The organism is Streptomyces sp. NPDC040718, from assembly GCF_055593565.1.
This window is the reverse complement of record NZ_JBVIXO010000001.1, coordinates 477,963-496,890: the sequence shown is the minus strand read 5'-3', so window position 1 is coordinate 496,890 and position 18,928 is coordinate 477,963. Positions and strand designations below refer to the sequence as shown.

General features: G+C 72.8%; 19 protein-coding genes. 11 read left to right on the top strand and 8 right to left on the bottom strand.

What is annotated here, in order from left to right:
• Positions 1 to 5 precede the first annotated feature (5 nt).
• The 4 genes from ACZ597_RS02225 to ACZ597_RS02210 form a co-directional block, all read right to left on the bottom strand.
• A complete protein-coding gene (locus tag ACZ597_RS02225; RefSeq protein ID WP_471323778.1) occupies positions 6 to 566 on the bottom strand; it encodes a Clp protease N-terminal domain-containing protein in 561 nt (186 codons plus the stop codon).
• The gene (locus tag ACZ597_RS02220) at positions 566 to 775 is read right to left on the bottom strand and encodes a helix-turn-helix domain-containing protein (RefSeq protein WP_173315878.1); all 210 of its coding nucleotides are present in this window, start codon (positions 773 to 775) and stop codon (positions 566 to 568) included. Before ACZ597_RS02220 ends, ACZ597_RS02225 begins: the two co-directional genes overlap by 1 nt.
• 58 nt (positions 776 to 833) lie before the next feature.
• Positions 834 to 1,796, bottom strand: coding sequence for a zinc-binding dehydrogenase (locus tag ACZ597_RS02215; RefSeq protein WP_471323775.1), 963 nt, complete (start codon positions 1,794 to 1,796; stop codon positions 834 to 836).
• A gap of 392 nt (positions 1,797 to 2,188) precedes the next feature.
• The gene (locus ACZ597_RS02210) at positions 2,189 to 3,391 is read right to left on the bottom strand and encodes an NAD(P)-dependent malic enzyme (RefSeq protein ID WP_385763485.1); all 1,203 of its coding nucleotides are present in this window, start codon (positions 3,389 to 3,391) and stop codon (positions 2,189 to 2,191) included.
• A 524-nt stretch (positions 3,392 to 3,915) separates the two neighbouring features.
• On the opposite strand from ACZ597_RS02210, the gene ACZ597_RS02205 reads away from it, so the two are divergent.
• The 4 genes from ACZ597_RS02205 to ACZ597_RS02190 all read left to right on the top strand — a co-directional run bounded on the left by ACZ597_RS02205 (position 3,916) and on the right by ACZ597_RS02190 (position 7,685).
• Positions 3,916 to 4,866 carry an ABC transporter substrate-binding protein gene (locus tag ACZ597_RS02205; protein ID WP_471323773.1) on the top strand — a complete coding sequence of 317 codons (951 nt, stop codon included), beginning with the start codon at positions 3,916 to 3,918 and terminating at the stop codon, positions 4,864 to 4,866.
• A gap of 29 nt (positions 4,867 to 4,895) precedes the next feature.
• Positions 4,896 to 5,843: an amino acid ABC transporter permease gene (locus ACZ597_RS02200; RefSeq protein WP_007266485.1), complete on the top strand. Its 948-nt coding sequence runs from the start codon at positions 4,896 to 4,898 to the stop codon at positions 5,841 to 5,843.
• A gap of 11 nt (positions 5,844 to 5,854) precedes the next feature.
• Complete coding sequence (locus ACZ597_RS02195) at positions 5,855 to 6,607, top strand: amino acid ABC transporter ATP-binding protein (protein ID WP_362468031.1); 753 nt, start codon at positions 5,855 to 5,857, stop codon at positions 6,605 to 6,607.
• A gap of 124 nt (positions 6,608 to 6,731) precedes the next feature.
• Entirely contained in the window at positions 6,732 to 7,685 is a 954-nt protein-coding gene (locus tag ACZ597_RS02190; protein WP_471323770.1) for an IS481 family transposase, read from the top strand.
• A gap of 133 nt (positions 7,686 to 7,818) precedes the next feature.
• Here ACZ597_RS02190 and ACZ597_RS02185 read toward each other — a convergent pair whose 3' ends face one another.
• On the bottom strand, positions 7,819 to 8,589 hold the full coding sequence (locus ACZ597_RS02185; RefSeq protein WP_471323767.1) for a class I SAM-dependent methyltransferase: 771 nt from the start codon (positions 8,587 to 8,589) through the stop codon (positions 7,819 to 7,821).
• 90 nt (positions 8,590 to 8,679) lie between these two features.
• Here ACZ597_RS02185 and ACZ597_RS02180 point away from each other — a divergent pair, with 90 nt between their 5' ends.
• A complete protein-coding gene (locus tag ACZ597_RS02180) occupies positions 8,680 to 9,309 on the top strand; it encodes a CGNR zinc finger domain-containing protein (RefSeq protein ID WP_471323764.1) in 630 nt (209 codons plus the stop codon).
• Here the strand turns inward: ACZ597_RS02180 and sodX are convergent.
• Positions 9,213 to 9,632 carry a nickel-type superoxide dismutase maturation protease gene (gene sodX, locus ACZ597_RS02175; protein WP_471323762.1) on the bottom strand — a complete coding sequence of 140 codons (420 nt, stop codon included), beginning with the start codon at positions 9,630 to 9,632 and terminating at the stop codon, positions 9,213 to 9,215. The genes ACZ597_RS02180 and sodX overlap by 97 nt on opposite strands.
• 174 nt (positions 9,633 to 9,806) lie before the next feature.
• On the opposite strand from sodX, the gene sodN reads away from it, so the two are divergent.
• Positions 9,807 to 10,202 carry a superoxide dismutase, Ni gene (gene sodN, locus ACZ597_RS02170; RefSeq protein ID WP_007266490.1) on the top strand — a complete coding sequence of 132 codons (396 nt, stop codon included), beginning with the start codon at positions 9,807 to 9,809 and terminating at the stop codon, positions 10,200 to 10,202.
• A gap of 339 nt (positions 10,203 to 10,541) precedes the next feature.
• Here the strand turns inward: sodN and ACZ597_RS02165 are convergent, their stop codons facing one another.
• Complete coding sequence (locus tag ACZ597_RS02165) at positions 10,542 to 11,063, bottom strand: GNAT family N-acetyltransferase (RefSeq protein ID WP_471323760.1); 522 nt, start codon at positions 11,061 to 11,063, stop codon at positions 10,542 to 10,544.
• 98 nt (positions 11,064 to 11,161) lie between these two features.
• Here ACZ597_RS02165 and ACZ597_RS02160 point away from each other — a divergent pair, with 98 nt between their 5' ends.
• A complete protein-coding gene (locus ACZ597_RS02160) occupies positions 11,162 to 11,575 on the top strand; it encodes a hypothetical protein (protein ID WP_471323757.1) in 414 nt (137 codons plus the stop codon).
• A gap of 269 nt (positions 11,576 to 11,844) precedes the next feature.
• On the opposite strand, the gene ACZ597_RS02155 is transcribed toward ACZ597_RS02160, so the two are convergent.
• Complete coding sequence (locus ACZ597_RS02155) at positions 11,845 to 12,030, bottom strand: DUF6104 family protein (protein WP_007266501.1); 186 nt, start codon at positions 12,028 to 12,030, stop codon at positions 11,845 to 11,847.
• Between the two features lie 143 nt (positions 12,031 to 12,173).
• On the opposite strand from ACZ597_RS02155, the gene ACZ597_RS02150 reads away from it, so the two are divergent.
• From ACZ597_RS02150 to fxsA, 4 genes are all read left to right on the top strand, one after another.
• Positions 12,174 to 14,231 (top strand): VMAP-C domain-containing protein, encoded by a 2,058-nt coding sequence (locus tag ACZ597_RS02150; RefSeq protein ID WP_471323754.1) that lies wholly within the window; start codon positions 12,174 to 12,176, stop codon positions 14,229 to 14,231.
• A 52-nt stretch (positions 14,232 to 14,283) separates the two neighbouring features.
• Positions 14,284 to 15,300 carry an AAA family ATPase gene (locus tag ACZ597_RS02145; RefSeq protein WP_471323752.1) on the top strand — a complete coding sequence of 339 codons (1,017 nt, stop codon included), beginning with the start codon at positions 14,284 to 14,286 and terminating at the stop codon, positions 15,298 to 15,300.
• 6 nt (positions 15,301 to 15,306) lie between these two features.
• Complete coding sequence (locus tag ACZ597_RS02140; RefSeq protein ID WP_471323749.1) at positions 15,307 to 18,624, top strand: SAV_2336 N-terminal domain-related protein; 3,318 nt, start codon at positions 15,307 to 15,309, stop codon at positions 18,622 to 18,624.
• A gap of 67 nt (positions 18,625 to 18,691) precedes the next feature.
• Positions 18,692 to 18,901, top strand: a complete 210-nt coding sequence (fxsA, locus tag ACZ597_RS02135) for an FxSxx-COOH cyclophane-containing RiPP peptide (RefSeq protein WP_401250206.1) — start codon at positions 18,692 to 18,694, stop codon at positions 18,899 to 18,901.
• The last annotated feature ends 27 nt before the right edge of the window (positions 18,902 to 18,928 follow it).

The window sequence follows — 18,928 nt, the reverse complement described above, 5'->3', positions numbered from 1 at the left end:
TCCCGCTAGGCCGCGAGGCCGGTCTCCGCCGTGGCATAGGTGACTCCGTGGTCCGCGAGGACCTCGGAGACCGGGCCGGGGCGGGAGACCAGGGCCAGGAGCAGGTGAAGGGTGCCGATGTGGCGGTCCTTGCGGCCCAGCGCGATGCGCAAGGCCTGTTCCAGGGTCTTCTTCGCGCCCTCGGTGAAGGGGAAGTAGCGTCGGTCGGGGTCGGGGCGCCCGAGGGCCTTGCGGAGCGAGGTGCCCAGCCCCCGCTTGCGGGGCGCGGGGGCCGCGAGGGCGCCCGCGCCGTGGGTCTCCTCGATGCGGGAGACGATCTCGGAGAGGTCGATGCCGAGGCCCGCGAGCGCCTCCTCGTCCGCCCGGGACATCCCGCCCCGGCGGCGGGCGGCCTCGAGGGCGGCGGAGAGGGCGGGGACGTCCACGTTCAGGCGGTCCAGGGCGCCCAGGCCCAGCAGGGACAGCAGCAGGTGCTCCTCGGTCACGGTGCCGGCGCCGGCCGCGCGGGCCTCGGCCACCGCGCCCGTCACCGCGTCGCGGGCGTCCCGGGTGAAGCGTTCGAACATCACAGCCTCCCGTGCTTCTTGTGGACGGCCTGGCGGCTGACGCCCAGTTCGGCCGCGATCTCCTGCCAGGACCAGCCCTGCGCGCGGGCGCTGCGCACCTGTACGGCCTCCAGCTGCTCCAGCAGCCTGCGGAGGGCGGCCACGGCACGCAGGCCCACGCGAGGGTCCCGGTCCCCGGCCCGCGCGGCGAGGTCGGTTGCTTCGGTCATGCCTGTCAATTTAGGTTGACGCGGGAGGGGCGTCAACCCTGATTGACGAGGGCTCGGTTCAGGTCGTGAGGACGATCTTGCCGAAGAGGTCTCCCGATTCGAGCTTCTCGAAGCCCTCGCGGGCGCGGTCCAGCGGGAGGACCTGGTCGATGACGGGGCGGATGCCGGTGGCCGCGCAGAAGGACAGCAGGTCCTCCAGCTCGTCCTTGGTCCCCATCGTCGAGCCGACCACCTTCAGCTCCAGGAAGAAGATCCGGTGCAGCTCGCCCGACGGCGGGGTGCCGCCGCTGGTCGCGCCCGAGATCACCAGGGTGCCGCCGGGGCGCAGGCTCTTGACCGAGTGCGACCAGGTGGCGGCGCCCACCGTCTCGATGACCGCGTCCACCCGGTGCGGGAGCCGCGCACCCGGCTCGTACGCCTCCACCGCGCCCAGCTCCACGGCCCGCTTGCGCTTGGCCTCGTCCCGGCTGGTGGCGAAGACGCGCAGGCCGGCGGCCTTGCCCAGGACGATCGCGGCGGTGGCGACCCCGCCGCCCGCGCCCTGGACGAGCACGGAGTCGCCGGGGCGGACCCCGGCGTTGGTGAAGAGCATCCGGTACGCCGTCAGCCAGGCCGTCGGGAGGCAGGCGGCCTCCTCGAAGGACAGCTCGGCGGGCTTGCGCAGCACGTTCCAGGCGGGGACGGTCACCTGCTCGGCGAAGGTGCCCTGGTAGCGCTCGGTCAGGATCGAGCGGGGCTCGTCCGGACCGACCCCGTGGCCGCTCTGACCGATCACGGAGTGCAGGACGACCTCGTTGCCGTCCTGGTCGGTCCCGGCGGCGTCGCAGCCGAGGATCATGGGCAGTTTGTCCTCGCCGAGGCCGACTCCGCGCAGCGACCACAGGTCGTGGTGGTTGAGCGAGGCGGCCTTGACGTTGACGGTCACCCAGCCGGGGCGGGCCCCTGGGGCCGGGCGCTCGCCCAGCTCAAGGCCGCTCAGCGGCTGGTCTCGGTCGATTCGGGCGGCATAGGCAGCGAACATGGCGCCAGACGCTACCGGTCGGTAGGCCGTCCTGGCCAGGGGCGGGTGATTGCGGGCCGGTCGGAGCGGAAGTACTGATTCGACGCTCAACTACCCGCCGTACCAGGTGGTTTGTGCCTGACATAGGACTAACCGGAACGTCGAGATCGGTCCCGCAGGGGGGTAGGATTCAGGCCATGCGGCGCGCTCGTCATGAGCCTGTCATTCCCGTCGCATTCTCGCTTTGCGTTCCCGCGTTCTCTCGCGCGCCCGGCAAGGAGGGCGGAACGACCCCTCCCGGTTCGGGGGCGGGGAGGGTGCGTTCCTGCGGGGGGACGACGCGCACGCGAAGAGGCCCGGCCGGACGGATCCGGTCGGGCCTCTTCACATGGAACCGTTACTCAGCGTGGCGCTCAGGCCAGCCGGGCCACCCCGTCGGCCTTCGCCGCCGCGGCGACCGCGGCCGTGACGGCCTCGGCGACGCGCTCGTCGAACGGCGAGGGGATCACGTAGTCGGCGGCGAGCTCGTCACCCACGACACCGGCGATGGCGTCGGCGGCGGCGATCTTCATGCCCTCGGTGATCCGGGTCGCGCGGACCTTCAGGGCACCCGCGAAGATGCCCGGGAACGCCAGCACGTTGTTGATCTGGTTCGGGAAGTCCGAACGGCCGGTCGCCACGACGGCCGCGTACTTGTGCGCGACGTCGGGGTGGACCTCCGGGTTCGGGTTGGCCATGGCGAAGACGAAGGAGTTCTTCGCCATCGTGGCCACGGCCTCCTCGCCGACGGTGCCGCCGGAGACGCCGATGAAGACGTCCGCGCCCGCGAGGGCCTCCTCCAGCGTGCCGTTCAGGCCGGTCTTGTTGGTCAGCCCCGCGATCTCCGCCTTGACGTCCGTCAGGTCGGAGCGGTCCGAGGAGACCACGCCCTTGCGGTCGGTGACGCAGACGTCGCCGATGCCCGCGTCGACCAGGATCTTGGCGATGGCGATGCCCGCCGCGCCGGCGCCCGCGATCACGGCCCGCAGGTCGCCGAGGGTGCGACCGGTGAGCTTCGCGGCGTTGCGCAGGGCGGCCAGCGTCACGATGGCCGTGCCGTGCTGGTCGTCGTGGAAGATCGGGATGTCCAGCGCCTCCTGGAGGCGCCGCTCGATCTCGAAGCAGCGGGGGGCGGAGATGTCCTCCAGGTTCACCCCGCCGAAGGACGGCGCCAGACGGATGACCGTCTCGACGATCTCGTCCGTGTCCTTGGTCGCGAGCGCGATCGGAACCGCGTCCACACCGCCGAACTGCTTGAAAAGAATCGCCTTGCCCTCCATCACGGGGAGGGAGGCCTCGGGACCGATGTCACCGAGTCCGAGCACGGCCGTACCGTCGGTGACGACGGCGACCACGTTCGACTTCCAGGTGTACTCGTTCACGAGCTCCGGCTGCTCGGCGATGGCGGTGCACACCTTCGCCACGCCGGGGGTGTACGCCAGGGACAGGTCGTCCTTGTCGTTCACCGGCACCGTGGCCTGGATGGCCATCTTGCCGCCCCGGTGCAGCGCGAACACCGCATCGGGGTTGTTGTCCGTCGCACTGTCGCTGCGAGGGTTGACGATCTCCGCTGCCACTTCGTGTGACCCCTTAAGTCCTTGAATCGTTGAGGGTGGCCACTCCTGGTTAAGGGGTGGGCGGGCACCGCGTTCGTACTCCGCATCGACGGTTGGACCGTCTCCGCGGAGGGGAGGTTCGTACGCGCGGGCGCGCCGCACGCGCGCCCTGAGCCCCGGATGAGGGGTGTAAGGATCTGTTCTACCCGAAGAACACTCGCCCAGACGAGTCGATTCCGGACTGATCGTAGGGTCCTTGCCCCGGTTTTGGCTAAAAGTCCAAATCTCTCTGTCCAGCAGGCGAGACGCACCGTAAATAGTGAGGTGAAAACGCCAGGTCACGGGGGTTTGTGCGGCTCCGATGGCCCTTGCCCGCAGTCCTGTTGGGTAGTCGGGGGCGCCCGTTATCTGATTTTGACCTGACGGGCACCCTGAATGCGTCAGTCCGAATGGCAAGATGCCGTAATCACACAAGGTCGCGACACTCGATGGTGCGTGCCGACCTTCTCTCGGATGCTTTTCCACCCCTGTCGGAGGAACCGCTCATGACCGCAAGCACCACCCGTCGTACGACCGCCGCCCGGTCCCGGATCGCCGCGGTCGGCGCGATCGCGGTCGCCGGCGCCCTGATCCTCACCGGATGTGGCGACCAGACCGAGGGCAACGGCTCCTCGAACTCGGGCAAGACCGACAGCAGCGCCCCGCTGTTCTCGAAGCTCCCGAAGAAGATCCAGGACGCGGGTGTCGTCAAGGTCGGCTCCGACACGGCCTACGCGCCGATGGAGTTCATCGACGGCGGCAAGACCGTCGGTGTCGACCCCGACATCGCCGAGGCGCTCGGCAAGCAGCTCGGCGTGAAGTTCCAGTTCACCTCCGGCACCTTCGACGGCCTGATCACCTCCCTGGAGACCGGCCGCCAGGACATCGCGATGTCCTCGATCACGGACAACAAGGAGCGCCAGGAAGGCCTCGACGACAAGGGCCAGAAGATCGGCAAGGGCGTCGACTTCGTCGACTACTTCTCCTCCGGCGTCTCGCTCCTGGTCAAGAAGGGCAACCCGGACAACATCAAGTCCCTCGACGACCTGTGCGGCAAGACGGTCGCCGTCCAGCGCGGCACCACGTACGAGAAGACCTTCAAGGAGCAGGCCGAGAAGTGCGGTGACAAGAAGCTCACCATCGAGGCCTTCGACACCGACGCCGAGGCGCAGACCCGCGTCAAGGCCGGCGGCGCCGTGGCCGACCTGAACGACTACCCGGTCACCGCGTACACCGCGAAGACCTCGGGCGGCGGCAACGACTTCGAGGTCGGCGGCCAGCAGTCCGGCGTCGGCCTCTTCGGCATCGCCGTCTCCAAGGAGAACACCCAGCTGCGCGACGCCCTCAAGGAAGCGCTCGACGCCATCATCAAGGACGGCTCCTACGCCAAGGTCCTGGAGAAGTGGAACGTGAAGGACAGCGCCGTGCAGTCCGCCACGATCAACGCCGGCAAGTGATCCGAGAGCTCCACTGAAGGGCAGTCATTGTGACTGACAAGATCGACAAGGGTCCGGCCGCCACTCCGGCCGGGCCCGGCGCCTCGGGCAACCCCTACGAGGCGATCAAGGCCATCCCCGTACGGCACTACGGCCGCTGGATCAGCGCCGTCGTCGTCGCCGTCATCCTGGCGTGGCTCGTCTACGCCTTCTCCCAGGGCAAGATCATCTGGGGCACGGTCGGCGACAAGCTGTTCGACCCCGCGGTCCTCAGCGGCCTCGGCAACACCATCATCATCAGCATCTCGGCCATGGCGCTCGGCCTGGCGCTCGGCATCCTCTTCGCCGTGATGCGGCTGTCGAAGAACCCGGTCACGAGCTTCGTCTCCTGGCTCTACATCTGGTTCTTCCGCGGCACCCCGGTCTACGTGCAGCTGCTGGTCTGGTTCAGCCTCCCGCTGATCTTCCAGTACATCAACCTGGGCCCGATCTACAAGAACGAGACCGTCGACGTCATGACGCCGTTCATGGTCGCCCTCCTGGGCCTCGGCCTGAACGAGGGCGCCTACATGGCGGAGATCGTCCGTGCCGGCATCCAGTCCGTCGACGAGGGCCAGACCGAGGCCTCGCACGCGCTCGGCATGACCCAGACGCAGACCATGCGCCGCGTCGTGCTGCCGCAGGCGATGCGCGTGATCATCCCGCCGACCGGCAACGAGTTCATCAACATGCTGAAGACCTCCTCCCTGGTCTCGGCGGTGCAGTACACCGAACTCCTGCGCGCCAGCTCCAACATCGGCAGCACCGCCGGCGCGGTCATCGAGATGTACTTCGTGGCCTCCATCTGGTACCTCGCGCTGACCAGCGTCTTCAGCGTCGGCCAGTACTACCTGGAGCGCCGCTACGCCCGCGGCTCGCTGCGCAGCCTGCCGCCCACCCCCTTCGAGCGGCTCAAGGCCAACCTGAACATGTTCCGCCGTACGGAGGTGGCGAAGTGACCGCCCAGCCGATGGTCAAGGCCGAAGGCGTCCACAAGTCCTACGGCGCCGCCCACATCCTGCGCGGCATCGACCTTGAGGTCGCCCCCCGCGAGGTCTTCTGCCTGGTCGGCCCGTCCGGCTCCGGCAAGTCCACCTTCCTGCGCTGCATCAACCACCTGGAGCGCATCAACGCCGGCCGGCTCTCGGTCGACGGCCAGCTGGTGGGCTACAAGCAGAAGGGCGACAAGCTCTACGAGCTGAAGGACAGCGAGGTCGCGGCCCAGCGCCGGGACATCGGCATGGTCTTCCAGCGCTTCAACCTCTTCCCGCACATGACGGCCATAGAGAACGTCATGGAAGCCCCGGTCATGGTCAAGGGCGAGAGCAAGGCCGTCGCCCGCGAGCGCGCGGTCAAGCTCCTCGACCGCGTCGGCCTCGGCACCAAGGGCGGGAACTACCCGTCCCAGCTCTCCGGCGGCCAGCAGCAGCGCGTGGCGATCGCCCGCGCGCTGGCCATGGAGCCGAAGCTGATGCTCTTCGACGAGCCCACCTCGGCCCTCGACCCGGAGCTGGTCGGCGACGTCCTCGACGTCATGCGGGACCTGGCCGAGTCAGGCATGACCATGATCGTGGTGACCCACGAGATGGGCTTCGCCCGCGAGGTCGGCGACAACCTCGTCTTCATGGACGGCGGCGTCGTGGTCGAGTCCGGCAACCCGCGCGACGTGCTGGGCAACCCGCAGCACGACCGGACGAAGGCGTTCCTGTCCAAGGTGCTCTAGCTGTTCTGTCGCGGGAGGTTGTGGACGGGTGATGCAGGTCTCGGTTAAGGGATCTTGAAATGGGTGAGGGCCTTCTGGCTCGGTGTGGATTGCGACATCTGCACCGGCGACCAGAAAGGCCCTCATGCCCCACCGTAATGCACCCCTGAGCGAGACCGGACGACTGCGGCTGGCCCGCTGCGTGGTCGTGGACGGCTGGCCCCTGCGGCGAGCCGCCGAGCGCTTCCAGGTCTCGCCCACCACCGCCCAGCGGTGGGCCACCCGCTATCGCGCCATGGGCGAGGCGGGCATGGAAGACCGCTCATCGCGTCCCCGTCACAGCCCGCGCCGCACCCCGACCCGCACCGAACGCCGGATCATCAAGGTCCGCGTCACCCGCCGCTGGGGACCGGCCCGCATCGCAAGCTTCCTGGACCTGGTCCCCTCGACCGTGCACCGGGTCCTGACACGCTTCGGCCTGGCCCGTCTCAGCCACCTGGACCGGGCCACCGGCCACGTCATACGCCGCTACGAACGCGACCGGCCCGGCGAACTCGTCCACGTCGACATCAAGAAACTCGGGAACATCCCCGACGGCGGCGGACACAAGACCCTTGGCCGCCAGGCCGGCCGCAGGAACCGCTCCAGCGCCGGCTACAGCTACATCCACACCGCCGTCGACGACCACTCCCGCCTCGCCTACAGCGAGATCCTCGAGGACGAGAAGAAGGAGACCGCCACCGCCTTCTGGCAGCGGGCCCAGGCCTACTTCACCAGCGTCGGGATCACCGTCGAACGCGTCCTCACCGACAACGGCGCCTGCTACAAGTCCCACACCTGGCGCGACGCCCTCGCGGCGGCCGGGATCACCCACAAGCGAACCCGGCCCTACCGGCCGCAGACCAACGGCAAGGTCGAACGGCTGAACCGCACCCTGCTGGACGAGTGGGCCTACGCCCGCCCATACCGGTCAGAGCAGGAACGACGCGCCGCGTTCCCCGCCTGGCTGCACTCCTACAATCACCACCGCGGACACACCGCGCTCGCAGGCAAACCACCCGCCAGCCGCGTCCCCAACCTCACTGGACAATACATCTAGCGCTCCGCGGGAACCTGTGGGAGAGCTGCGGGGCCGTCCCTGGCCGGTCGCGCGGTTCCCCGCGCCCCCGATGGGGTGCGGAAGGGGCGGTACGGGCATCCGTACCGCCCCTTCGCGCTGCCACCGGGAATTCCTACTTGAGGCCTAGGACCAGCGCGTCCGAGGGGGAGCGCCAGACCGTACGGGCCTCCGCGAAGCCCGCCTCCCGCAGGGTGCGGGCGTGCCAGAACTCGTCGGGGGTGTCCCCGTCGGCGTGCTCCCCGTAGATCACGAAACGGGCCTGCACCGGCTCGGCCAGCACCGGGTCGGCGGCGGCCAGCGCCCACCAGTCCCGCCAGTCCAGGACCCCGGCGGCCTTCGCCCGGTCCATCCCGGCGTGCCGCTGCGCCCGGTCGGCGGCGTTGATCAGCGGGGTGGAGGCGTCGGGCATGTGGTCGGCGTTCATGAACACACCGCCCGGGCGGACCAGGGGTGCGATCTGGCCATACAGGACCGCGAGCTCCTCGCTGTGCAGCCAGTGCAGGGCGGTCGCGGTCAGCACGGCGTCGTACGAGTCGTACGGGAGGGCCGTGCGCCAGTCCGGGTCCTTGAGGTCGGCGGTGACGAAGGAGACCCGGTCGTCGCCGGCGAAGTGGCCCCGGGCGATCGTCAGCAGCGCGGGGTCGAGATCCAGCCCCGTAACGGTCGCCTCCGGGAACCGCCGCAGCAGCCGGTCCGTGATACTTCCCGTACCGCAGGCGAGGTCCAGGACCCGGGGGGAGGGGCCCACGAAGGCCTCCACCATGTCGAGCATCACCCGGAACCGCTCCTCGCGGTCGGGCATGTACCACTCCTGCTGGCGGTCCCAGCTCTCCTGCCAGGCCCGCCAGTCCGTACCGAACGAGCCAGTCACAGCGTCCGCCATCCCGAACCCCTCCACACGTAATACCCTCGAAGGCAAAACAGCCGTTACCCGGCTGATGCAGACACTAATCCGCAGCCGTAAGGACTACAAGTGGAACTGGCCCATTACTCGGACTTCGCCGTGCGCCTGGTCAACACCGAGGAGCCGGCCCGCAACAAGGACGCCCTCACCTCCGTGGACGACGTCCGCGCCCTCTTCGGCGCCAGCGTCCAGATGGCCCGCCGGGTCACCGACACCGACGTCACCCGCTTCCGCAACGTCCGCGGCCGGCTCCGCGCCGTCTTCGAGGCCGCCGACGGCGGCGACCACGCCCTCGCCGTCGACCTCCTCAACTCCCTCCTCATGGAGTTCCCCGTCAGCCCCCAGGTCACCGGGCACGACACCGTCCGCGAGGACGGCAGCCCCGACTGGCACATCCACCTCGCCGAACACCCCTCCAACGCCTCCGCCGGCTACGCCGCCATGGCCGCCATGGGACTCGCCTTCGCCCTCACCGAGCACGGCCCCGACCGCCTCGGCCTGTGCCAGGCACCGCCCTGCCGCAACGCCTACCTCGACACCTCCACCAACCGCTCCCGGCGCTACTGCTCCGACCGCTGCGCCACCCGCGCCAACGTCGCCGCCTACCGCGCCCGCAAACGGCTGGAGGCCGAGACGTCCGCCCGCAGCGGCCGCACCGCCGACAGCGCCCAGGCCAGCCGCGCCCTCAGCGAACGCTGACCCTCCGGCCACGGCCGCAGCCGCAGGAAGGCCACCGCCAGCACCAGCTCCTCGGGGACCGCGCCGTAGTCGGTGCTGTCCCCGGTCTCGTTGAACGGGTTGTCCCCGAGCACCCACCAGCCGCCCGGCCGGCGCTCCGCCGCCCGCTTCACCACCAGCAGGTCCTGCTGGAGCGGATGCCGGAACACCACCACGTCACCCGGCCGGACCAGCGCCCCGTACCGGACCAACAGCTGGTCCCCGTGCACCAGCGTCGGCGCCATCGACGGCCCCGTCACCTCGGTGATCCCGACGCGCACCCGCGCCCGCCTGCTCCGCACCATCTCCGGCCTCCTCATCGCTCCCCGCATGCTGCCGTACGGCCCCGTACGTTCGCGCACCCCCGGTCGGCCGGGGCTGGACTTTTGTCCTAAGCCCATGGGGGCGCCCGCGATTTCCGGATTCTCAGCGAGTAATCTCCACCCTTGAGAAGACGATCACGAGGAGGACCCACTCCAATGCTTTCCCGCTTCTTCGCCCCCAAGGTGAAGGTCTCCGCCCACTGCGACCTGCCCTGCGGCGTGTACGACCCGGCCCAGGCCCGCATCGAGGCCGAGTCCGTCAAGGCCGTCCAGGAGAAGTACCAGGCCAACGAGGACGCGGACTTCCGCGCGCGCGCCATCACCATCAAGGAGCAGCGCGCCGAGCTCGCGAAGCACCACGTCTCGGTGCTGTGGAGCGACTACTTCAAGCCCCCGCACTTCGAGAAGTACCCGCAGCTGCACACCCTGGTCAACGACACCCTGAAGGCCCTCTCGGCCGCCAAGGCGTCGAACGACCCGGCAACCGGTGCCAAGGCCCTGGAGCTCATCGCCGAGATCGACCGCATCTTCTGGGAGACCAAGGCCGCCTGATCTTGGGCGCCCGAGGGATTTCCCTGCGCTGCTGGTCAGAGCGCACATGACAACGGCCCGACCGCTTCGCGCGGCCGGGCCGTTGGGCTCTCAGAAGATCATTCGGGAGACGCTTGGGAGATGAGAGTGGATCACGGGGCCTGCGACCACTCCTTCCGTGACGTCCCGCTCGTCTCGCCCCTGAGGGCCGTCTCCCACGTCCACTGGAGCCCCCTGGCGATCCCGCGCTCCATGGCCGGGGACGTGTGCGAGCAGGTCCCCTCCAGGCCCTGGAGGCGGCGCCCCAGCCGCTCCTCGACCGCGACGCGCGCGTGGCCCTGCTTTCCCGAGCGGATCGAGTCAGGGGGCTGTCGTGGCGGAGCTTCGATCCGCGGCGATTTCGAGCACCATCGCCTTGTAGAACGGGGCGTCCTCCCACGGATGGGACGTCCCGACCGGCCGGTACCCCCACGCGGCGTACGCCGTCCGGGCAGGAGCGGCCTCCGGCTCCGGCCGGACGGTGAGCGTGACCCGCTCCACGGCGAGGCCGTCGAGGAGGGCGGCGTGAAGCGCCGCGGCGACACGTCGGCGGCGCCAGGGCTTGCGGACCGCCAGCTCCAGGATCACCCACGTACGGGCGCCGTCCTCGCGAGTGAAGTCCTCGGGCAGCTCCCTGTCCAGGTTGCCCCACCATCCGGTGTCAGCCGAGAGGAGGTACCCGTACGTGAAGCCGATGACCTCCTCGCCCTCCCGGGCGATGACCAGCCGCATCCTGGCCCGCTGGACGTGGACCAGGTAGCTGTCGATGAACGCGGCGACGTCGCTGGGCCCTTCGCTGTAGGGCGGCTCGGCGTACACCTCCTCGTAGGCCGGAAGGAACACCGTTCGGGACGGCCTACAGCAACTCGGGGCTCCTGCGGCTCCGCGTCGACACCTCGGGAACGAAGGCGCAAGGAGCCTTCATCGGCGAGTCCTCGTACATGTGGATCCGCTCGGAGCGGCCGACCGTCGACCTCCAGGTCCCGGAGGAGTCGACCAGCCGGAAGTCGCCTATCGATCCCGCGCAGGTTCTGGGGGCGGGAGGCCTCCAGGACTTCGCCATCGGCCTCCAGGTCCCGGACGTCTCCTACTCACACCGCGGGGAGGGCGACGACCGGCAGGTCCAGTTCGTGGATGAGACCGGCACGTCGGCCACGATCGTCCGCTACGGCGACTGGTGGGAGGAGGACGCCGTCCGCTCGTGGGGACCACGCGATCTCTGGGCGGAGGTTACCGCTGCGTACACCTGGTACGAGTTGCGGGGCCGACCGCACATCACCCGCTTCGGTTGCACGGTCGACGGGTCCGGTCAGTACGCATGGCTGGACGACCCACGTCAGCTCGTCGGTTCCTGAGCAGTAGCCCCGGCCGGGTCCGCCCCGGCCGGCCGCTCGCTTGAAGCCTGGCTGAGGCGCCTCGACGCCGGGTAGGGCGCAGGCGCTTTTCCGCCAGGCGGGGACCACGCCGTTCCGCGTTGCAGCTGGCCAGGGGAGGCCCTCCGGAGGCGGTGATTCCCCCCTGAGTGGGAAGCGCCGCCTGATCCGGGCCCTCCCCAGCGGCACACGACCGAGGGGCCCGACCGCACGCGGTCGGGCCCCTCGGTCGTGCGTACGCGCTGCTCGGACTACTCGTCGTCCTCGTCCTCGTCGTCCAGCCGGGCCAGCCAGGTCGCCAGGCGTTCCACCGGGACCTCGAAGTCCGGGTTCAGGTCGACGAAGGTGCGGAGCTGCTCGGCGAGCCACTCGAAGGTGACCTCCTCCTCGCCGCGCCGCTTCTCCAGCTCCTCGATGCCGCGATCGGTGAAGTACAAGTCGGGCTCCGTGCCGTGTGGTGGTGAGTGGGGGTGTTTCCCGCCAGGATAATCCGCTTACCCCCGAGGCCCTCCCGCCCGCCGGTCACCCGGCGCTACCTTGGACGCCCTTCACGGGGCGAGCGGGGGAGGGGGGACCAGAGATGCCGGACGGGCGCACGGCCGGATCCGCGCGCGCCTTCGAGCTCCTGGAACCCCTCGTCCGGGCCGCCACCGTACGCGTCCACGCGCCCCCGGACGGGTATGAGAGCCCTGGGACGGGGCCGACCTGGGGGAGCGGGTTCTTCATCGCCCCGGGCTGGGTCCTGACGTGCGCGCACGTGGTCGGCGAAGGGGGTGCTGCCGTGCGGTTGGCCGGGCGTGAGGTCGGCATCACCTTCTTCTCCGGGGGCTCCGGGGGCGACGGCGCCACCGGGACGGTCACCGGCCGGGTGGAATGCGTACTGCCCGAACGGCTCGACGAGCGGCGACCCGGCCGGCGCGCCCTGTGGGACTTACCCGACCTGGCCCTCGTCCGCGTCCTCGCACCCGTCACCCACGCCTGCGTCTGGCTCACCGACCGGGCCAGACCCCGCCTCGACGAGGCCGCCTACTTCGGCTGCACCGAGGAACTCGGCTACCGCGAGATCACGGGGCGCACCACCCGGCTGCGCGGCATCGCCGCGGGCGGAGCCGCGATCCGCCTCGGCGACGACGACGAGATCGAAGCCGGCATGTCCGGCGGGCCCGTCGTCGACCTCGCCCGCGGAGAGGTCGTCGGCGTCGTCAAGGCCCGCCGCAACGGCGCCGGAGGCGGCCTCGCCGTGTCCGTGGCCCAGCTGCGGACCCTGCCCATGGCCGCCACCGGCCAGACCGGCCTCTACCGCAGGGTCATGCAGGCCCACGACCTGTACCACTACGACCGGCACCTGAGCGACCTCGACAGCCGCAGGACCTGGACCGACGTGCACGACGAACTGCCCGCCGGCGACGGCGACCCCCACGGCGGCCGCGGCCGCCTCACCCCCGGCGAGCGCACCACCCTGTGCGGACTCCTCGCGGAACTGCCGCCGCCCGGTTCGTCGGAGGCCGTACGGGAGCTCGCCGAGCAGGCCAGGGGCGAGGAACCCGACCCCGCCCTGCCCGCCCCGCTCAGCTGGCGCGACGGCCTCGGCCTGCTGCACGACCCGCCGGGCGCGGGCGGCGAGGCCGCCGCCATGCTCCGCTACGCGACCGGCGTCAGCGTGGCCGACTACCGAGAGCCGCCCGCCCCGGGCGCCGACGAGGAACTGTGGGACTGGGTACGGGCCACCGCCGAGCGGCTGTGGCGCCCCCTCCGGCGGGAACTCGGCGAGCGGCACGAGCGCGGCCTCGCCGACCGGGAACGCCGCAGGCGCGCCGCCGCCGGCCGGGAGGCGCACGGCCCCGCCCGGCGCCCCGCCGGACTGCCGCCGGGCCCCTCGGTACTGCTGGAGGCCTGGGCGCACGGCTGGGAGGACGTCTACGACTGGCGGGTGTCCGTCCTGGCCGGCCCCGCCCGCCCCGACCGGATCACCCCCGTCGCCGCCGGCGTACGCGCCACCCTCGCGGCCCTGCCCGAGGCACTGCGCGCCCCGCTCGCCGAAGGGTTCCGGCGGTGCGACACGCACGAGGCGGCCGCACTCCTCGAAGTGGCCGTCGCACCCGAACTGTTCGGCCTCGCAGTCGACGAATGGAACGTGTCGGGCGGAACACCGGTCGGAGTGCAGCGGCCGGTGGTGTTCCGCTCCGGCGGAGCCGTCTCCGCCGGGCGGTGGGCGCGCGTCCAGGCCGGCCCGCTGCTGGACCAGCGGGCCGACTGCCTGCGCGGCCGACCCCGCAGCCCCTCGCCGGGCTGGCTGGCCGGGCTGCTCGACAACACCGTCCCGGTGCTCTGCCGTACACCGGCCGCCGAACCGACCCTGGGCGCGCTGCACTCCGTACGCGACGCCGGCTACGGAGTCGTGGTCTGCCGCAGGCCCCCGGCCGACCCGGGGGCCTCCTGCGCCCCCTTCCACCGGGGACTGCGGGAGGAACTGGCCGAAGCGGCCCGGGGCGCGGTGCTGCCGCAGCGCCTCCAGGCCCTGCGGCAACGGGCGTACGGGGCGGACCCCGACGCCTACTGGGCAGCCGGACTGGCCCTCGTCTGGGACGACCCGGCACGGGCGCTGCCCGAGGAAGAACCGCTGCGGGGGGACCTGTGAACCGGGCCGGAGCGGGGTACGGGGTGTACGGGCTGTGCGGGAGGGAGCGGGCGTGAACGACGAATGGCTCATCTACCGGGGCGTGGGCGAACCCCACGACGGGATCGAGGCCCTGCCCGAACCGCCGCCCTGGCGCGACTTCGACGGCGGCCCCGCCGTGGAGCCGGGCGGGCCCGCCGCGGCCGCCGACGGGAACGTCGCCCGCCGCCTCGGCGCCCACCGGCAGGCCGCCGAACTGCACCGGCCCGAGCCGGAGGAACTGGAGGCCGTCAACGCCGCCCTCTACCTGCGCCGGCCCCTCCTGGTCACCGGCTACCCCGGCACCGGCAAATCCACCCTCGCGCACGCCGTAGCCCACGAGCTGAAACTCGGCCGGGTGCTGCGCTGGCCGGTGGTGTCGCGGACCGTGCTCCAAGAGGGCCTCTACCGCTACGACGCCCTCGCCCGGCTCCAGGACGTGCAGATCGCCGCCGGAGCCGGCGCCGCGGGCACCACCGGCGCGCCCGGCATCGGCAGGTACATCCGGCTCGGCCCCCTCGGCACCGCGCTGCTGCCCACCGAACGCCCCCGGGTCCTGCTCGTCGACGAACTCGACAAGAGCGACATAGACCTGCCCAACGACCTGCTGAACGTCCTGGAGGAAGGCGAGTTCACCCTCCCCGAACTCGAACGCGTCGCCGACTCCGAACCCGAGGTCCAGGTCCTCACCGACGACGGGGCCAAGGTCACCGTCCGCGACGGCCGCGTCCGCTGCCGCGCCTTCCCCTTCATCCTCCTCACCAGCAACGGCGAACGGGACTTCCCCGCCGCCCTGCTGCGCCGCTGCATCCAGCTCAAGCTCGGCCAGCCCGGCGAGAAACGGCTCGCCACCATGGTCCGCGCCCACCTGGGCGAGGAGGCCGCCCAGCTCGGCGCCGACCTGATCCGCGAGTTCCTCACCCGCTCCCGCTCCGAACTGGTCGCCGCCGACCAGCTGCTCAACGCCATCTACCTCACCCACTACGCCGCCCCGCCGAGCCGGGACGACCTCGCCGACCTGCTCATCCAGCGCCTCGACCGCCCGAGGTGAGCCGCGGTGCCCCAGGAACCCGCCCACCCCGACGGGGCCGCGGCCGCGGACATCCGCGCCCTCGCCGGCCTGCTGCGCGCCGCCGGACTCGACCCGACCGCCGAGGAGCTGGCCGACGCGCTCTGGCTGGCCGCCAGGGCAGGCAGCGCCGCGGCCGGGCGCGCCCCGGCCGTCCCCGGCCCCGGCACCGCCGCGCCCGGAGAGCCGCCCGGCCCGACCGGGCCCGCCGGCACCGCCGAGCCGCCGGAGCCGCCGCAGGAGGAACCGGACCCCGAGGACCCCGTCAGCCTCTACCCCGCAGGGGAACCCCAGGCCCCCGACACCGGGGCGGCCGCCGAGATCCCCGTCGCCGGCGGGGTGCCCGTACGCGTGCCCGGCGCGGCCGCCCTGCCCCGGATCCTGGAGATCCAGCGGGCCCTGCGCGCCCTCCAGCGCCACCGGCCCCCCGGCCGCCCCACCCGAACCGTCCTCGACGAGGCCGCCACCGCCGAGGCCAGCGCCCGCGCCCTCGGCCTGGTCATCCCGGTGTTCCGGCCGGAGAGCCGGCGCGAGGCGACCGTACGCCTGGTCATGGACGCCTCGCCCTCCATGGCGGTCTGGCGGGAGATGTTCGAGGAACTCCGCTCCGTGTGCGAACGCCTCGGCGCCTTCCGGGACGTCCAGGCCCACCACCTGCACCGGCTCCCGGACGGCACAGCCGCCGTCGGCCGCGGCCCCGCACCCGGCCCCGGACTGCGCTCCGGCGACCAGCTGCGCGACCCCACCGGGCGGGCCCTGACCATCGTGGTCTCCGACTGCGCCGGGCCGCTGTGGCGGGAGGGCGAGGCCCAGCGGCTCCTGCACCGCTGGGCCGAGTGCGCGCCCTGCGCCGTCGTACAGCCCCTGCCGCAGCGGCTGTGGAGCCGCAGCTGGCTGCCGACCGAGCGGGGGGTGCTGGAACGCGCCGGCGGGGGCGGGGGAACGGGCGGCGGCGGGACGAGGCTGAGGTTCCGGCCCGAGCGGCCGCCCCGGCCCGGGCGGCCCACCGGCGGCCTCACCGTGCCCGTACTGCCGCCGAACGCCATCGCCCTCGGGGCGTGGGCCCGGCTCGTCGCCGGACTCGGCACCGGGCCCGTCCCCGCCGAGGTGGGCCGCGTCCTCGCCCGCCACCCCGCCGCCCCCGTACCGCTGCCGCCCACCGCCCGGCCGCCGCGGGAACTGGTGCGCCGGTTCCGCTCCTCCGCCGCGCCCGGCGCCGTCCAGCTCGCCGTGTACCTCGCGGCGGCCCCGCTGACCCTGCCCGTGATGCGGCTGGTGCAGCGCACGATGCTGCCCGACTCGGAACCCTCCGACCTGGCGGAGGTCCTGCTCAGCGGACTGCTGCGGCGCAGCGGGGAACCGCCCGGACAGTGGTACGAGTTCGTGCCCGGCGTGCAGGAGGTGCTGCTCGGGCCGCTGGGGCGGGACGAGGCCGCGCTGGTGCTCAAGCACTGCTCCGAATACGTACGGGCCCACTTCGGCCGGGGCGTGCGCAACTTCCCCGCGCTGGCCGTCGCCCAGCTCACCGGAGAACCCGCGGCGGAGCCGGACACCGCGCCCGCGCCCGGACCGGACGCCGGGTGGGACGGCGGCCGGGTGCCGCCCGGGCAGCTCCCGCAGGCCTTCGCGCGGGTCTCCGCCAAGGTCGTGCGCCGCTACCTGCCCGGCCCGCCCGAGGAGGCCCCGGCACCCCCCGCGCCGCCCGTCCCGGTCCCCGTCGCCGACCCGCCGCCCGGCCGCGGCTGGGCGGTCCGCGCCGCCCGGGAGCGGCTCGCGGCGGGAACGCCCGACCCCGACGCACGGCCCCTGTACGAGTCCGCCGCACTGCTGCGCCGGGCCGTGGCCGCCCCGCCCGGCCCCGACGACCCCCCGGAGGAGGCCGAGACCGAACTCGCCGGGGTACTGCTGCGGCTGTGGGCCGTCCAGCGGGACCCCGAACTCCTCGACGAGGCCGAACGGGCCGTCACCGGGCTCGGCACCCCGGCCGGCCGGGCCGCGCTGGGCCGGGTGCTGTACGAGCGGGCGGTGGCGTCGGGCGCGGCGCCGGAGCTGCTGGCCGCCGCCGACCGGGAGTTCGCCGCCGCGGCCGCCGACCCCGCCCTGCACCGGGACTGCGCCGTACTGCGGGCCCGCACCCTGCTCCGGCTGGGCGCGCTGCGCGACGACGCGGGGCCGCTGCACGAGGCGCGGGCCGCCCTGGAGCCGATCGCCTCCGGCGCGGGGGCGGCGGACCCGGAACTCCTCCTGACCCTGGGCCGCGTCCTGGTGGCCCTCCTCCCGCGCACCCCGGACCCGGCCGCCCGCACCGCCCTGGCGGAGCGGGCGGCCGACACCCTGGCCGCAGCCCTGACGGCCCTCCTCGCCGCGCCCCCCGCCCCGGACGCCGCCGCCCCGGACCCCGGCCCGGACGCCCCGCAGCCCGCCCCCGCCCCCGCCCCGGACCCCGGACTCGCCGCACGGGTACGCGTCGAGCTGGGCGCGGCCCTGCGGTACCTGCCCGCACGGCTGGAGGAGGCCGCCGCGCAGCTGGCGACGGCCCTGGAGGAGGCGGCCGGGGACTCCGGGCTGCGGCTGGCCGCCCTGCTGTGCCTGGCCCGCGTACACCGCGCCCGGTACGCCCGCGACGCGGACCCGGCCGCCCTGGACGAGGCGGCCGAGGCGTACGCCCGGGCCCGGCGGCTGATCCCCCGGGACGGCGAGGCCTTCGGGGAGCTGCTGCCCGAATGGGGCGACGTACTCCTGGACCGGGCCCGGGCCGCGGACGGGCGGCGCCTCGCCTCCACCGCCGTACGCGTGCTCCGCGAGAGCCGCGCCGCCGTGCCCCAGTCCGACCCCGGGGCGGCGTACCGGCTGCTGCGGCTGGCCGCCGGGCTGCGGCTGCGGCACGCCTACGAAGGGGACCTCGTCGACCTGCGGGAGGCCGAGTACCTGCTGGAGCTGGCCGTGCGGCAGAGCCACGGCCCGCTGGAACGGGCCCGCGCCTGGCGGGAACACGGGGACGTGCAGCAGGAGATCCACGCCCACACCCGCACCGCCGACCGCCTCGACCGCGCGGCGGACTCCTACCGGCGGGCCTGGCGCGCCGCACTGGAGGCCGGCCCGGACGAACGGGCCGGCACGGCGCTGCCGCTCGCCGCCCGGGTCCAGGAGCTGCGCGGGGAGGTCCTCGAACGCCTCGCCCGCCCCCGCGCCGCCCTGGACGCCTACCGGGCCGCCCTGGAGCTCTGGCGGCGCCTGGGCGACCCCGACGGCGAACGGGCCCGGGCCGTCCGGACCCGCGTACGGGCCCTGGAGGCGGGCAGCTGAGCCGTTTCCCCCCGCCGGGCGCAGGGAAAGGGCAGTGGACCACACACGACAAGGGGACGGGCAGCCCATGGTGACCGGACGTCAGGAAGCGGCAGCACCACCACCGGCCCGCCCGTGCCCGGGGCCGCGGCCCGGCCTCCCGGACCTCACCGGGATCGACCTGGCCGCGCTGCGCGGGATCGACCACCCCGTGCTCGCCGAGGTCATCGACGGCCTGGTCGACCGGGTCACGCACCCGGCCGAAATCCTCAACGCGTTCGACTCCGGCGTCGCCTGACCGCCGCCGCCCCGCGCCGGAGTTGAC